Genomic DNA, 13,772 nt, shown 5'->3' with positions numbered 1-13,772 from the left:
TGCCCTCGAATCGGATGACCGTGACCGGGGAGTGGCACGGCGTCAGCCCCAAGTACCTGGGCGTCGAGGTCGTCTCCAGCATCATCGGCGGGCTGGTGCTCGCGGCGGTGACCGTGCCGTTCATCCTCAACGGCTCGTGGTTCGGCTGGCCGGCGCTCGCGGTGGCGGTCGTGATCGGGCTGACGACCCTCGCCCTCGCACCCCGGCGGGTGCGCTCGATCGGCTACCGACTGCGCGACGACGACCTCGAGTTCAAGCGGGGCATCATGTTCCACCGCGTGGTGTCGGTGCCCTATGGGCGCATGCAGCTGATCGACGTCAACCGCGGCCCGGTCGCGCGGGCGCTGGGTCTGGCCGAGCTCAAGTTCGTGACGGCCGCGGCGGCGACCGGCGTCACGATCCCGGGTCTCGTCGACGCCGAGGCGACCGCGCTCCGTGACGAGCTCGTCGCCCTCGCGGAGTCGCGTCGCGTGGGGCTGTGAGCGAGCAACCGGGCGACGGCGGCCCGATCCAGGGCGGCCCCATCCAGGGCGGCCTGAGCCAGGGCGCCACGGGCCACGGCGGCCAGGGCGGTCCGAGGCAGGCCGGCACCGACCTCACCGACGGCGAGTGGCACCGCCTGCACCCCGCCACCCCGCTGCTCCGCGGCGGCATCGTGCTGATCGCGGTGCTCGGCTTCGTGATCGCGAACTTCCGTGAGCGGCTGGTCGACTGGGTCTTCGGCGCTCCCGACCTTCCCGGCGACCCGCTGCAGACCGCCTACGAGCGCGGCCAGATCGGCTGGCTCGGCCTCATCGTCGTCGGAGCCCTCGTCATCGGCATCGCGGGCTTCTACCTCTCCTGGCGCACGCACAGCTTCCGGGTCGGCGACGACGTCGTCGAGGTGCGCAGCGGCATCCTCTTCCGCACGCATCGGCGGGCCCGGCTCGATCGCATCCAGGGCATCGGCATCGACCGCCCGGTGTTCGCCCGCCTGTTCGGAGCCGCCAAGCTCGACATCAGCGTCGCCGGGCAGGACGCGAAGGTGCAACTGGCCTACCTCGGCAGCGCCGGCGCCGACCGCCTGCGCCGTGACGTGCTCGTGCTGGCCTCCGGGCTGCAGGCGCGCGAGCAGGTGGAGGCCGAGGAGCGCACCGCCGACGCGTTGGGGCAGGCCGGAGGGCAGGTGCCCGGCGTGCAGGTGCCCGGCGAGCAAGTACCTGGCGGGGTGCCCGCGCAGGCCGGCGCCGTCCCGCCGCAGCAGCGCGAGCGCCTGGTCAACCAGCGGATGCGCGAACTCCTCGCCCCCGAGCTCGACCCGACGCTGGCCGCCCCCGAGTCGGTCGTCCGCATCCCGCCCGGCCGCCTGATCGCCTCGCTCGTGCTGAGCGGCTTCACCATCGGCCTCCTCGTGGTCGCGGCGGTGCTCGTCACGACATCGATGCTCGGCGACCGGCTGTTCGTCGTCTTCCTGCTGCTGCCCGGTGCGGCCGCCGCGTTCGGCTACTACGGCCGCCGGTTCACCAAGTCGCTGCGCTACAGCATCGCGGGCACCCCGGACGGCGTGCGGGTCGGTTTCGGCCTGCTCTCGACCAGCAACGACACGCTGCCGCCGGGGCGCATCCACGCGATCGAGGTCAGCCAGCCGCTGCTCTGGCGGCCGGTGGGCTGGTGGATGATCCGCATCAACCGGGCGGGCGCGGCCGGCGAGGGCAGCGCGCAGTCGAGCACGACGATGCTGCCGGTCGGCACGATCGACGACGTGCGGAAGGTGCTCGGCCTCCTGCTCCCCGGTCTCGCGGGGGAGCACACCCGCGGCCTCGTGCTCGCCGGCCTCGTCGCGCGGGAGGGCGGGGGCTTCGACGACGCCCCGCGGCGGGCCTGGCCCATCCGGCCGCTGTCGTGGCGGAGGACGGGCACCGCGCTCACCGACGACGCCATCCTCATCCGCACCGGTTTCATCTGGCGCCGCCTGATGGTCGTGCCGCTCGCCCGGGTGCAGAGCCTGCGCCTGTCGCAGGGGCCGCTGCAACGGATGCTCGACCTCGTCGGACTCACCGCCCACACGGTCTCGGGGCCGGTTCGGGCGACCGTCGACGCGGTCGACCGCGAGCGCGGCACGGCCGCCTTCGAGCTCTGGACAGTCCGCGTCGACGCCGCGGGCGCGGCCGACCGCACCCAGCGCTGGGCTGCACCTCCCACCACCCCCACCACCCCTGAAGGAGACCCCCGATGAAGCCCTCCGAACGCACCGGCCGCCTCGGCGTCGGCATCGTCGGCGCCGGCCGCGTCGGCCCGGTGATCGGCGCCGCCCTCGCGAACGCCGGTCACGCGATCGTCGGTGTCTCCGCCATCAGCGAGTCCAGTCGGGAGCGCGCCGAGGCCATGCTGCCGGGCGCGCCCGTGCTCACCATCCCCGAGCTCGTCGAGCGGAGCGAGCTCGTGGTGCTCGCCGTACCCTCCTCCGAGCTCGAGAGCCTGATCGCGGGCCTCGCCCGCACCGGCACCTGGCAGATGGGCCAGCTCGTGCTGCACACCGCCCCCGAGTTCGGCACCGACGTCTTCGCCCCGGCCCGCGCCGCCGGCATCATCCCGCTCGCCGTGCACCCGGCGATGTCGTTCACCGGCACCAGCATCGACCTCGGCCGCCTCACCGGAACCTGGTTCGGCGTGACCGCCCCGACGCCCGTGCTGCCGATCGCGCAGGCGCTCGTGGTCGAGATGGGCGGCGAGCCCGTGGTCGTCGCGGAAGCCGACCGGCCGGCCTACGCCGAGGCCATCGAGACCGCGACCACCTTCTCGAGCGCGATCGTCGACCAGGCCGTCGGCCTCCTCGCCTCGATCGGCGTCGACGCCCCGGGGCGGGTGCTCTCGCCGCTCATGCTCTCGGCGGTGCAGAACGCCCTGGCCCGCGCCGGCGGCGACGTCCCGGGCTGACCCGCCCGCCCAGCCCCGTTCATCCGCCCCGCCCATCCAACCCGGCCCGCCCCCACCGGCAGACCCCGTCCCGCCACCCGGTAACATCGTCGTGGCGGTCGCCCGAGGCGCCGCCGAGCACAGCTCAACAGCAAGGAGTACCCGGTGGCATCAGCCGAATCGGAGGCTCTCGCAGCCCAGGTCCCCGTCGTCGTGACGACGGTGGCGGATGTCCGCCGCGAGATCCAGAACGCCGCCACGACCGCCGGCACCCGCCCCGTCGTCGCCCTCGTCCCCACGATGGGTGCGCTGCACCAGGGCCACCTCGCCCTCGTCGAACGCGCCGCCGAGATCGCCGACCTGGTCGTGGTCTCGATCTTCGTGAACCCGCTGCAGTTCAACGATCCGGCCGACCTCGAGCGCTACCCGCGCGACCTCGAGAGCGACCTGGCCCTGCTCACCGGCCGCGGCGCCGACCTCGCCTTCGCCCCCGAGGTCGACGAGCTCTACCCCACGGGAGACGTCTCGACCCGCGTGACCGCCGGCCGCGTCGGCTCGTTGTTCGAGGGCCGCAGCCGCCCGGGCCACTTCGACGGCGTGCTCACCGTCGTCGCCAAGCTGATCAACTCCGTCGGCCCGGACGTCGTGCTCTTCGGCCAGAAAGACGCCCAGCAGGTCTTCCTGGTGCAGCGGATGCTCACCGACCTCAACATGCCCACCACGGTCGAGGTGGTCGAGACGGTCCGTGACGACGACGAGCTGGCGCTCTCCAGCCGCAACCGCTTCCTCGACCCGCGCGAGCGCCGGGCCGCCGCCACCCTCCCGCACGTGCTCGAGGCCGCGGGCTCCGCGTCCGACCGGGGGATCGACGCCGTGCTCGCCGCCGCCCAGGCCGCCGCGATGGGTGAGCAGCTGGTCGAGCTCGACTACCTGGCCGTCGTGCATCCGGACACCTTCCAGCCCGTCGACGACGACTACACCGGCAAGGCCCGGGTCATCATCGCCGCCAAGGTCGGCAGCACCCGCCTGATCGACAACGCCGCCATCTACCTCGGCCACTGACGCCGGAGCGGCCACCGTGACGACCCCCACGATCGTCACGGTGACCTGTCCATGGCCCCCCGGGGCACGACGATAGCGACTTTCGCATGGGACTCCCACTCCCATCCCCGCTCGCCCGTCGACCTTCCCCGTCCCTGCTCCCGGGGCGCCCGACGCGCCCGGTAAACTGGGCGCGACCTCAAGGAGACCCGTTCCGCATGACCGACGCATCCGCGCAGAACCCCACCGCCCCCGCCGAGCTGACCGACGACGAGGTCTCCGAGCAGAAGGCCGTGCGCCTGGCCAAGCGCGACAAGCTCAACGAGTCCGGCGCGGGCGCCTACCCGGTCTCGGTGCCGGTCACCACGACGATCCCCGCGGTCCGCGCCAAGTGGGGCCACCTCGCCGCCGACGAGGTCTCGGGCGAGACCGTCGGCATCGCCGGCCGCGTCGTGCACCTCCGCAACACCGGCAAGCTCTGCTTCGTCTCGCTGCAGTCCGGCGACGGCACCCGCATCCAGGCCATGGTCTCGCTCGCCGTCGTCGGCGAGGAGTCGCTCGCCGACTTCAAGGAGCTCGTCGACCTCGGCGACCACCTCTTCGTCTCGGGCGAGGTCATCTCCTCCCGCCGCGGCGAGCTCTCCGTGATGGTCGCGGAGTGGAAGATCGCGGCCAAGGCCCTGCTGCCCTTGCCCAACCTGCACTCCGAGCTGTCGGAGGAGACCCGGATGCGCAGCCGCTACCTCGACCTGATCGTGCGCGACCAGGCGCGGAACGTCGTCCGCACCCGCGCCCTGGCCACCGCATCCCTCCGCGCCACCTTCGCCGACCGGCACTACCTCGAGGTCGAGACGCCGATGCTGCAGACGATGCACGGCGGCGCCGCGGCCCGCCCCTTCGTCACGCACTCCAACGCCTTCGACACCGAGCTGTTCCTCCGGATCGCGCCCGAGCTCTTCCTCAAGCGCGCCGTCGTCGGCGGCATCGACCGGGTCTTCGAGATCAACCGCAACTTCCGCAACGAGGGCGCCGACTCGACGCACTCGCCCGAGTTCGCGATGCTCGAGGCCTACGAGGCGTACGGCGACTACACCAGCATCGCCGAGCTCACGCAGACGCTCATCCAGAACGCCGCCCTCGCGACCTCGGGATCGCACGTGGTCACCTGGGCCGACGGCACCGAGTACGACCTCGGCGGTCAGTGGGACCGCATCAGCATGTACGACTCGCTCTCCGAGGCGGCCGGCGTCGAGATCACTCCGCAGACCTCGGTCGCCGACCTCAAGGCGCTCGCCGACCGCGAGGGCGTCGAGGTGCACCTGCCCAACCACGGCAAGCTCGTCGAAGAGCTCTGGGAGCACTTCGTCAAGGGCTCGCTCGTGCGCCCCACCTTCGTGCTCGACTTCCCGGTCGAGACCAGCCCGCTCACCCGCGCGCACCGCTCGATCGAGGGCGTCGTCGAGAAGTGGGACCTGTACATCCGCGGCTTCGAGCTGGCGACGGGATACTCCGAGCTGGTCGACCCCGTCATCCAGCGCGAGCGCTTCGTCGAGCAGGCGCGGCAGGCCGCGGCCGGCGACGACGAGGCCATGCAGCTCGACGAGGAGTTCCTGCGCGCCCTCGAGTTCGGCATGCCGCCCTCGGGCGGGATGGGGATGGGCATCGACCGACTGCTGATGGCCCTCACCGGCCTCGGCATCCGCGAGACCATCCTCTTCCCCCTGGTGAAGTGATCCTGCCGGGCGCCGCCGTCAGGGCGGGGCTCCTGGACGGGAGTCCCGGGCACGACCCCCAGGTGCGTGCCGTAGAATCGCTCCGATGAACGACTTCCTGCCCGTGATCGCCGCCCTGGCACCGACCGTGCTGATCGGCCTGGTGTTCTGGTTCATCATGCGTGCGCTCCTGCGGTCGGACAAGTCCGAGCGCCGCGCGCTGGCGAAGATCGAGGCCGAAGAGCGCCGCCGGCTGGGCCTCCCGGCCAAGACCGCGTCCGAATAAGCGCGTCCGCTCCGACCCGCTACGGTATCCCTGAGGGAATCGTCGGAGGGGAGCCGCAGTGGGGAGTTCCGACATGGCCGTCGCCGTGGTGCTCGCCCTGCTCGCGATCGACTTCGTCATCCGTGTCATCGCGGTCATCGTCGTGCCGCGCAACCGCCGGCCCTCGACCGGCATCGCGTGGCTCATGGCCATCTTCGTGCTGCCCTACGTCGGGTTCCTGCTCTTCCTCCTGATCGGGAGCTACAAGCTGCCCAAGTCGCGGCGCGACAAGCAGCACGCGATCAACGAGTTCATCATCGAGACCACCGAGGGCATCGAGAAGGTCAGCGACGACCACCCGTGGCCGCCGTGGTTCCGCAGCGTCGTCGAGCTGAACCGCAATCTCGGCGCGATGCCGCTGGTCGGCGGCAACACGGCCACGCTGATCGGCGACTACGACGACTCGATCCGGCAGATGACGGCCGACATCCAGAAGGCGCACCGCTACGTGCACGCCGAGTTCTACATCCTCTCGTACGACAAGACCACGAAGCCGTTCTTCGAGGCGCTCGACGCCGCGGTCAAACGCGGTGTCACCGTTCGGGTGCTGCTCGACCACATCGCCTCGGTGCGCGCCCCCGGCCACCGTGCGACCGTCAAGAAGCTGAACGCGATGGGGGTCTCCTGGCACTTCATGCTCCCCGTGCAGCCGTTGAAGGGCAAGTGGCAGCGGCCCGATCTCCGCAACCACCGCAAGGTGCTCGTGATCGACGGCGAGGTCGCCTACATGGGCTCGCAGAACGTGGTCGACCGCAGCTACAACAAGCGCGGCAACCTCAAACGGGGCCTCAAGTGGCAAGACCTGATGACGCGGCTCGAGGGCCCGATCGTCGCGGGCATCAACGCGATCTTCATCACCGACTGGTTCAGCGAGAGCGGTGAGCTGCTGCTGCGCGAGACCCGCGCGATCACCGACGACGTGATCGAGGACGAGCCGGATGCCCTCGACATGCAGGTGGTCCCCTCCGGCCCCGGGTTCGACGGTGAGAACAACCTGCGCCTGTTCCTGGCCCTGCTCTACAACGCGCAGCGCAAGATCATCATCACGAGCCCCTATTTCGTGCCGGACGACTCGATGATGTACGCCATCACCACCGCGACCGAGCGCGGCGTGGAGGTTCAGCTGTTCGTCTCCGAGATCGGCGACCAGGCCCTCGTCTACCACGCCCAGCGCTCGTACTACGAGGTGCTGCTGCGGGCGGGGGTGCGGATCTTCATGTACCAGGCCCCGTACATCCTGCACTCCAAGCACTTCACGATCGACGACGACGTCGCGGTGATCGGGTCGTCGAACATGGACATGCGCTCGTTCAGCCTCAACATGGAGGTCTCGCTGATGGTGCGCGGCCACGAGTTCGTCGAGCAGATGCGCCAGGTCGAGGACGGCTACCGCGCGGTCAGTCGCGAGCTCACCCTCGAGGAGTGGCGCAAGCAGCCCCTCCGCTCCACCATCCTCGACAACCTGGCCCGCCTCACCTCGGCCATCCAGTAGCCCTCGGCAAAGGGCTGCATGCGTCGCTTCGTGCTGCGCGACGCCGTCATCATCGCGCTCACCTTCGGGGTCTTCCAGGCGGTCATGCCCCTGATCGGCTGGCTGCTCGAAACGAGCTTCAACTCCTTCATCGCCCCGGTCGACCACAGGATCGCCTTCGGCCTGTTGGTGGTGATCGGTGGCAAGATGATCTGGGACGCCTTCACCGGCTCCGACGACGGCAAGGACGACCAGCGCCTCCGCGTGCGCGAGCTATTGCTGCTGGCGGTGGCCACGAGCATCGACGCCCTCGCGGTGGGCATCTCGCTGGCCTTCGTCGAGGTGCCGATCATCGAGCACGAAGATCCTCGGCGACCACCTCGGGTTCTGGTGAGCCGCGGCCTGAGCTAGGGGCGGGGCTTGAGGCGCACCGTGGGGAGTGCGGGCGCGGGCAGGGGCGAGCCCTCGAAGTGGTGGTCGCTCGCGCCGAAGCGGGGGAGGGACACGACGGACTCCGGATGCGACGGGTCGGCCGCCTCGGCCGAGGTCTCGCCGAGCGCCGCGGACGCGCCGAGGGCCGCTGACCCGCCGGCGGCCGCTGACCCGCCGAGCGGCGCCGGTGCGTCGTCCGGCTCGGGCGCGCCCGACTCGCGCTGCCACTGGGCCCGGTAGGCGACGATCTCCTCGTGGCTGCGCCCGACGAAGTTCCACCACATCAGGATCTGCTCGTCCAGCGGAGCCCCGCCGATCAGCACGACCCGCACCGGCTCGTCCCCGGCGCCGAGCACGATCCTCTGCCGGCCGAGCCCGGTGTACGCGAGCTCGGTGCGCGCGACCGTGACGCCGTCGACCGCGACGGGCCCCGCATCCACCAGCACCCCGTACTCGAAGCCGGGGCGCACCGGCAGTTCGGCCCGGCCGCCTGCGGGCAGCAGGATCTCGGCCGCCACGAGCGGGCTGAAGGTCGTCGCGCCCACGGAGGCCCCGCCCAGCTCGCCGACGAACACGGCGATCTCGGCGTCGCCGATCCGGAGCCGGACCGCCTCGTGGCTCTCGAAGAAGGGAGCGGTGTCGCGGGAGGCGGAGGGCAGCGCGACCCAGAGCTGCACCCCGTGCAGCGACGTCGTGCGGGCCGTCGAGACCTCCGAGTGCGAGATGCCGCGCCCCGCGGTCATCAGGTTGAGCACCCCCGGCCGCACGAAGGCGTGGCTGCCCACGCTGTCGCGGTGCTCGATCTCGCCCTCGAACAGCCAGCTCACGGTCTGCAGCCCGGTGTGCGGATGCGGCGGAACGACCATGCCCCCGGTCTCCGAGACCGGCGACGGCCCGTAGTGGTCGGCGAAGCACCAGGCGCCGATCATCGTGCGCTGCCGGCTCGGCAGGGTGCGGTGCACGGTCATCGCGCGCGGCCCGCCGAGCGGCACCTCGCGGGCGGCGATCAGCTCCACCGCCGGCGCCACCTCCCGCGCGAGGGCGACCGCGTCGCATTCCATCCAGGTCTCGGAGGGCTTCTCCTCCAGGTTGCTCATGCCCGTCATCCTACGATCGCCTCGCGGGCACGGGGCCTGCGGAGGTGACTCGAAATGCGAGTCACGCCCAGGGCGAACAGGGGCTGTCGGGGCCCCTCGCGCTGGTTAGTCTCTTCCTAACGGTCGCCATCCTCCGGCCCTGGCGACCAGGGAGACAGACATGTTTGAGAGATTCACCGACCGAGCCCGTCGTGTCGTCGTCTTGGCGCAAGAAGAAGCCAAGATGCTCAACCACAACTACATCGGTACCGAGCACATCCTGCTCGGCCTGATCCATGAGGGCGAAGGAGTCGCCGCGAAGGCGCTCGAGTCGCTGAACATCTCGCTCGACGCCGTGCGCGAGCAGGTTCAAGACATCATCGGTCAGGGACAGCAGCAGCCCACCGGGCACATCCCCTTCACGCCCCGTGCGAAGAAGGTCCTCGAGCTGTCGCTGCGCGAAGCGCTGCAGCTCGGCCACAACTACATCGGCACCGAGCACATCCTGCTCGGCCTCATCCGCGAGGGCGAGGGCGTCGCCGCCCAGGTGCTCGTGAAGCTGGGCGCCGACCTGAACCGCGTCCGGCAGCAGGTCATCCAGCTGCTCTCCGGTTACCAGGGCAAGGAGCAGGTCGCGGTCGGCGGCAACGACCAGGCCCCCGACAAGGGGTCGCAGATCCTCGACCAGTTCGGCCGCAACCTCACGCAGGCGGCGCGCGACAACAAGCTCGACCCGGTGATCGGGCGCGAGAAGGAGATCGAGCGGGTCATGCAGATCCTCTCCCGCCGCTCCAAGAACAACCCCGTCCTGATCGGTGAGCCCGGCGTCGGCAAGACCGCCGTCGTCGAGGGCCTCGCCCAGGCGATCGTGCGCGGCGACGTGCCCGAGACCCTGAAGGACAAGCAGCTCTACACGCTCGACCTCGGTTCGCTGATCGCCGGCTCCCGCTACCGCGGAGACTTCGAGGAGCGCCTGAAGAAGGTCACGAAGGAGATCCGCACCCGCGGCGACATCATCACCTTCATCGACGAGATCCACACCCTCGTCGGCGCCGGTGCGGCCGAGGGCGCGATCGACGCGGCGTCGATCCTCAAGCCTCTGCTGGCCCGTGGCGAGCTCCAGACCATCGGTGCCACCACGCTCGACGAGTACCGCAAGCACTTCGAGAAGGATGCGGCGCTCGAGCGCCGGTTCCAGCCGATCCAGGTCGCCGAGCCGTCGCTGCCCCACGCGATCAACATCCTGAAGGGCCTCCGCGACAAGTACGAGGCGTTCCACAAGGTGTCGATCACGGACGGCGCGATCGTCGCCGCCGCGAACCTCGCCGACCGCTACGTGCAGGACCGCTTCCTCCCCGACAAGGCAATCGACCTGATCGACGAGGCCGGCGCCCGCCTGCGGCTGTCGATCCTGTCGGCCCCGCCGGAGCTCCGCGAGTTCGACGAGCGCATCGCCGCCGTCCGTGGCCAGAAGGAGGCCGCGATCGAGGATCAGGACTTCGAGAAGGCCGCGAGCCTCCGCGACGAGGAGAAGAACCTCCTCGGCGAGCGTCTGCGCCTGGAGAAGCAGTGGAAGTCGGGAGACATCCAGACCTCCGGCATCGTCGACGAGGGCCTGATCGCCGAGGTCCTGGCCCAGGCCACGGGCATCCCGGTGTTCAAGCTGACCGAGGAGGAGTCCGCTCGCCTCGTGTTCATGGAAAAGGCGCTGCACCAGCGCGTCATCGGCCAGAACGAGGCCATCGCTGCGCTGTCCCGCACGATCCGCCGCACCCGCGCCGGTCTGAAGGACCCGAAGCGCCCCTCGGGTTCGTTCATCTTCGCCGGCCCCACGGGTGTCGGTAAGACCGAGCTCGCCAAGGCGCTCGCCGAGTTCCTGTTCGACGACGAGAACGCGCTGATCTCCCTCGACATGTCCGAGTACGGCGAGAAGCACACGGTCTCGCGACTGTTCGGTGCCCCTCCCGGATTCGTCGGCTTCGAAGAGGGCGGCCAGCTCACCGAGAAGGTGCGCCGCAAGCCGTTCTCCGTGGTGCTGTTCGACGAGATCGAGAAGGCCCACCCGGACATCTTCAACTCCCTGCTCCAGGTTCTGGAAGAGGGCCGGCTGACGGATGGCCAGGGTCGCGTCGTCGACTTCAAGAACACGGTCATCATCATGACGACCAACCTCGGCACGAAGGACATCACGGGTTCGCCCATCGGCTTCCAGGTGTCCGGCAACGAGTCGACCTCGTACGACCGCATGAAGGCCAAGGTGTCGGAGGAGCTGAAGAAGAACTTCAAGCCGGAGTTCCTCAACCGCGTCGACGACACGATCGTCTTCCCGCAGCTGAACAAGGTCGAGCTGCTGCAGATCGTCGATCTGTTCATCAAGCGCCTGCGCGACCGTCTGCTCGACCGCGACATGACGATCGAGCTCACGCTCGCCGCCAAGGAGCGCCTGATCGAGGTCGGCTTCGACCCCTCGCTCGGTGCCCGCCCGCTGCGTCGCGCGATGCAGCACGAGGTCGAGGACCAGCTGTCCGAGCGCATCCTGCAGGGTGAGCTGAACGCCGGTGACCACGTGCACGTCGACTTCGAAGACGGCAAGTTCACCTTCGTGCAGACCTCGCGGGAGCCCGTGGCGGTCGGCGCGATCGGCGCCGGTGGCGACGAGCAGCAGGCCTCCGCGGCTGCCGCGGCCGCGGCCCTCGGAGACCTCGACTAACCCCGCAGCACCCGAGCGCCACCCCTTCCTCGACCCGTCAGTTCTTGCCCCTATTCCTCCGGGATGGCGACAAGCACTGACGGGTCGTCGGCTTTCCGGGGCGGGTACGCTGGAGGGATGAGTTCGAGCGAGACGCCCGTCACCGTGCGGCGGGCGCGCACCAGTGATGTCCCGTGGATCCAGTCGCTCGTGGAGCCGCTGGTGCAGCGACGCATCCTGCTCGGCAAGGACGCGGTGGTCTTCTACGAGGCCGTGCAGGAGTTCCGCATCGCCGAGACGGCCGACGGCACGCCGGTCGGCTGCGGCGCCCTCCACGTCTTCTGGGAAGACCTGGGTGAGGTGCGCACTCTCGCCGTGCACGAGAACTGGCTCGGCCGCGGCATCGGGCACGCGCTGCTCGAGGCCCTCGAGGCCGAAGCGCTCGACCTCGGCCTCTCGCGCCTGTTCTGCCTCACCTTCGAGGTGCCGTTCTTCGAGCGCAACGGCTACACGGCCTCGCCGCTCGCCCTGGTCGAGCCCGAGGTCTACGCCGAGCTCGTGCGCTCGCCCGACGAGGGTGTCGCCGAGTTCCTCGACCTGGCCCGCGTCAAGCCGAACACCCTCGGCAACACGCGCATGCTGAAGCACCTGCGATGAGCGAGGAGAGCCCGATGGGCGACGAGAAGCGGATGCACGACGACGGCACCCCGGACGAGTCCGGCCCCAAGAGCTTCAACGCCCGCCTGCGCGACCGGTACTTCGGCCGGCGCCGCGCGGGCGAGACCCCGGCCGAGGAGGCCGTGGCGGAGTCGTCGCTGCCGAAGTCGAACCAGATGGGGTTCTTCGGCCGGGTGCAGCGGCCGGGCGGGTTCGACACCCCGCCGGAGGAGCCGATCGAGCTCGAGGGGCCGTTGCCCTGGGAGCTCGGCGGCGACGACGGCACGGCTGCATCTCAGAAGTAGGCGCAGTTCCCGGGCGTCAGGCGGCGCAGTCCACGCAGAGGGCAGCGGTGGGCCGTGCCTCGAGCCGCCCGGCGGCGATCGGCCGCCCGCAGCTCAGGCACGTGCCGTAGCGGCCTTCGGCGAGTCGCTCGAGTGCCGCATCCGCTTCGTCGCGCCGCACCTCGGCCGCGAGCATCAGGCCTCGGATGCGCGACCACTCGCTCGAGAGGGTCGGGCCCTCCGGGTCGTGCTCGTCGTCGTCCGAGGAGGACTCGCGGGTTGTTCGGAGTGCGCGCATGTCGGCGTCGAGCGCGGCGATCTCGTCGAGCGCCGCATCCTGGAGCGCGGTGAGCCGCTCGGCCGTGCGTGGGTCGGGCGTGGTTCAGGCCCCGGGAGCCGGGCCGTCGGTGGGCTCGGCCTCGCCGACGAGGGTCTTGAACTCGTTCTCGACCTGCTTGTCGAACGAATCCTGCTCTTCGCCCTTTTCGTCGTCGACTTCGGGGTGCTGGCCGTTGTGCTCGAACGACTCGGGAGTGGGCGGGTCGATGAAAGTACTCATGCTTCGAGATTACGCCCGAAACATCCCGAACACATCGGCGGGCTATCATCCTCGGGTGTCTCCCGTCTCTCCCTACCAGGTCTGCGTCGCCTTCCTCCTGCGCGATGGCGCCGACGGTGTCGAGGTGCTGCTCGGCCGCAAGAAGACCGGTCTCGGCTCGGGGAACATCGTGGGCCTCGGCGGCAAGATCGAGCCGGGCGAGACGGCGCTCGAGGCGATCGTGCGCGAGATCGAGGAGGAGTCGGGGCTCGTCGTGCTGCCGGTCGACCTCGAGGAGCGGGGGCTGGTGAAGTTCGCCTTCCCGTTCCGGGAGAACTGGAGCCAGGACTCGACGGTCTTCGTCGGGCCCGCCGGCTCGGCCGAGCCGCAGGAGTCGGACGAGGTCTCGCCGGACTGGTACCCGGTCGACGCGCTGCCGCTGGATCAGATGTGGGACGACGCGAAGTACTGGCTACCCGCGGTGCTGCGAGGCGAGCGGGTGCTCGGCGACTTCACCTTCGGGCCCGACTGCGCGACCGTCTCGGGGTACGAGTTGCACGACCCGGTGACGCCGGCGGTCTGAGTTTCTTCGGGGTCGGGGCGTCAGGCTTCGGGCTTCCTGAGTTGCCGCCCTGTGTGATTGGTTGTGCGC

Annotated in this window: 15 protein-coding genes; 12 read left to right on the top strand and 3 right to left on the bottom strand. The window is 70.3% G+C overall.

All coding sequences use genetic code 11. The features are described from left to right. Nucleotides 1-14 precede the first annotated feature (14 nt). The 8 genes from HSO01S_RS11110 (at nucleotide 15) to HSO01S_RS11075 (ending at nucleotide 7,855) form a co-directional block, all read left to right on the top strand. Entirely contained in the window at nucleotides 15-482 is a 468-nt protein-coding gene (locus HSO01S_RS11110; RefSeq protein ID WP_066041338.1) for a PH domain-containing protein, read from the top strand. Next, nucleotides 479-2,215, top strand: coding sequence for a PH domain-containing protein (locus HSO01S_RS11105; protein WP_066041334.1), 1,737 nt, complete (start codon nucleotides 479-481; stop codon nucleotides 2,213-2,215). The genes HSO01S_RS11110 and HSO01S_RS11105 overlap by 4 nt, the downstream gene beginning before the upstream one ends. Further along, nucleotides 2,212-2,916, top strand: a complete 705-nt coding sequence (locus tag HSO01S_RS11100; protein ID WP_084361568.1) for a Rossmann-like and DUF2520 domain-containing protein — start codon at nucleotides 2,212-2,214, stop codon at nucleotides 2,914-2,916. The genes HSO01S_RS11105 and HSO01S_RS11100 overlap by 4 nt, the downstream gene beginning before the upstream one ends. A 144-nt stretch (nucleotides 2,917-3,060) precedes the next feature. Next, nucleotides 3,061-3,957, top strand: a complete 897-nt coding sequence (gene panC / locus HSO01S_RS11095; protein WP_066041331.1) for a pantoate--beta-alanine ligase — start codon at nucleotides 3,061-3,063, stop codon at nucleotides 3,955-3,957. A 197-nt stretch (nucleotides 3,958-4,154) separates the two neighbouring features. After that, nucleotides 4,155-5,669 (top strand): lysine--tRNA ligase, encoded by a 1,515-nt coding sequence (lysS, locus tag HSO01S_RS11090; RefSeq protein WP_066041330.1) that lies wholly within the window; start codon nucleotides 4,155-4,157, stop codon nucleotides 5,667-5,669. 85 nt (nucleotides 5,670-5,754) lie between these two features. Beyond that, on the top strand, nucleotides 5,755-5,934 hold the full coding sequence (locus HSO01S_RS11085) for a hypothetical protein (RefSeq protein ID WP_066041327.1): 180 nt from the start codon (nucleotides 5,755-5,757) through the stop codon (nucleotides 5,932-5,934). A gap of 73 nt (nucleotides 5,935-6,007) precedes the next feature. Then, nucleotides 6,008-7,465 (top strand): cardiolipin synthase, encoded by a 1,458-nt coding sequence (gene cls, locus HSO01S_RS11080; protein WP_066041326.1) that lies wholly within the window; start codon nucleotides 6,008-6,010, stop codon nucleotides 7,463-7,465. A gap of 18 nt (nucleotides 7,466-7,483) precedes the next feature. Continuing rightward, nucleotides 7,484-7,855 carry a manganese efflux pump MntP gene (locus HSO01S_RS11075; RefSeq protein WP_066041324.1) on the top strand — a complete coding sequence of 124 codons (372 nt, stop codon included), beginning with the start codon at nucleotides 7,484-7,486 and terminating at the stop codon, nucleotides 7,853-7,855. Here the strand turns inward: HSO01S_RS11075 and HSO01S_RS11070 are convergent. After that, nucleotides 7,852-8,973 (bottom strand): pirin family protein, encoded by a 1,122-nt coding sequence (locus HSO01S_RS11070; RefSeq protein ID WP_066041321.1) that lies wholly within the window; start codon nucleotides 8,971-8,973, stop codon nucleotides 7,852-7,854. The two genes, HSO01S_RS11075 and HSO01S_RS11070, sit on opposite strands and share 4 nt — an antisense overlap. A 160-nt stretch (nucleotides 8,974-9,133) precedes the next feature. On the opposite strand from HSO01S_RS11070, the gene HSO01S_RS11065 reads away from it, so the two are divergent. The 3 genes from HSO01S_RS11065 to HSO01S_RS11055 all read left to right on the top strand — a co-directional run bounded on the left by HSO01S_RS11065 (nucleotide 9,134) and on the right by HSO01S_RS11055 (nucleotide 12,603). Continuing rightward, nucleotides 9,134-11,662: an ATP-dependent Clp protease ATP-binding subunit gene (locus HSO01S_RS11065; RefSeq protein ID WP_066041319.1), complete on the top strand. Its 2,529-nt coding sequence runs from the start codon at nucleotides 9,134-9,136 to the stop codon at nucleotides 11,660-11,662. Nucleotides 11,663-11,779: 117 nt separating this feature from the next. After that, nucleotides 11,780-12,298, top strand: a complete 519-nt coding sequence (locus tag HSO01S_RS11060; RefSeq protein WP_066041317.1) for an amino-acid N-acetyltransferase — start codon at nucleotides 11,780-11,782, stop codon at nucleotides 12,296-12,298. Next, entirely contained in the window at nucleotides 12,295-12,603 is a 309-nt protein-coding gene (locus HSO01S_RS11055; protein ID WP_157079021.1) for a hypothetical protein, read from the top strand. The genes HSO01S_RS11060 and HSO01S_RS11055 overlap by 4 nt, the downstream gene beginning before the upstream one ends. 16 nt (nucleotides 12,604-12,619) lie before the next feature. On the opposite strand, the gene HSO01S_RS11050 is transcribed toward HSO01S_RS11055, so the two are convergent. Further along, nucleotides 12,620-12,880: a TraR/DksA family transcriptional regulator gene (locus tag HSO01S_RS11050; RefSeq protein ID WP_084361567.1), complete on the bottom strand. Its 261-nt coding sequence runs from the start codon at nucleotides 12,878-12,880 to the stop codon at nucleotides 12,620-12,622. 84 nt (nucleotides 12,881-12,964) lie between these two features. Then, the gene (locus HSO01S_RS19065; protein WP_169799976.1) at nucleotides 12,965-13,141 is read right to left on the bottom strand and encodes a hypothetical protein; all 177 of its coding nucleotides are present in this window, start codon (nucleotides 13,139-13,141) and stop codon (nucleotides 12,965-12,967) included. Nucleotides 13,142-13,196: 55 nt separating this feature from the next. On the opposite strand from HSO01S_RS19065, the gene HSO01S_RS19060 reads away from it, so the two are divergent. After that, the gene (locus tag HSO01S_RS19060; protein WP_066041309.1) at nucleotides 13,197-13,703 is read left to right on the top strand and encodes an 8-oxo-dGTP diphosphatase; all 507 of its coding nucleotides are present in this window, start codon (nucleotides 13,197-13,199) and stop codon (nucleotides 13,701-13,703) included. Nucleotides 13,704-13,772: the final 69 nt, after the last annotated feature.

This window comes from Herbiconiux solani NBRC 106740, assembly GCF_001571005.1.
GTDB classification, from domain to species: domain Bacteria; phylum Actinomycetota; class Actinomycetes; order Actinomycetales; family Microbacteriaceae; genus Herbiconiux; species Herbiconiux solani.
The sequence above is the reverse complement of the archived record's forward strand: the minus strand, read 5'-3'. Positions and strand labels throughout refer to the sequence as shown.

Bases quoted from the DNA above. Each gene is read 5' to 3' on its own strand.
- HSO01S_RS11110 (WP_066041338.1), top strand. From the start codon at position 15: ATGACCGTGACCGGGGAGTGGCACGGCGTCAGCCCCAAGTACCTGGGC.
- HSO01S_RS11100 (WP_084361568.1), top strand. From the start codon at position 2,212: ATGAAGCCCTCCGAACGCACCGGCCGCCTCGGCGTCGGCATCGTCGGC.
- lysS (WP_066041330.1), top strand. From the start codon at position 4,155: ATGACCGACGCATCCGCGCAGAACCCCACCGCCCCCGCCGAGCTGACC.
- HSO01S_RS11085 (WP_066041327.1), top strand. From the start codon at position 5,755: ATGAACGACTTCCTGCCCGTGATCGCCGCCCTGGCACCGACCGTGCTG.
- cls (WP_066041326.1), top strand. From the start codon at position 6,008: ATGGCCGTCGCCGTGGTGCTCGCCCTGCTCGCGATCGACTTCGTCATC.
- HSO01S_RS11075 (WP_066041324.1), top strand. From the start codon at position 7,484: ATGCGTCGCTTCGTGCTGCGCGACGCCGTCATCATCGCGCTCACCTTC.
- HSO01S_RS11070 (WP_066041321.1), bottom strand. From the start codon at position 8,973: ATGAGCAACCTGGAGGAGAAGCCCTCCGAGACCTGGATGGAATGCGAC.
- HSO01S_RS11065 (WP_066041319.1), top strand. From the start codon at position 9,134: ATGTTTGAGAGATTCACCGACCGAGCCCGTCGTGTCGTCGTCTTGGCG.
- HSO01S_RS11060 (WP_066041317.1), top strand. From the start codon at position 11,780: ATGAGTTCGAGCGAGACGCCCGTCACCGTGCGGCGGGCGCGCACCAGT.
- HSO01S_RS11055 (WP_157079021.1), top strand. From the start codon at position 12,295: ATGAGCGAGGAGAGCCCGATGGGCGACGAGAAGCGGATGCACGACGAC.
- HSO01S_RS11050 (WP_084361567.1), bottom strand. From the start codon at position 12,880: ATGCGCGCACTCCGAACAACCCGCGAGTCCTCCTCGGACGACGACGAG.
- HSO01S_RS19065 (WP_169799976.1), bottom strand. From the start codon at position 13,141: ATGAGTACTTTCATCGACCCGCCCACTCCCGAGTCGTTCGAGCACAAC.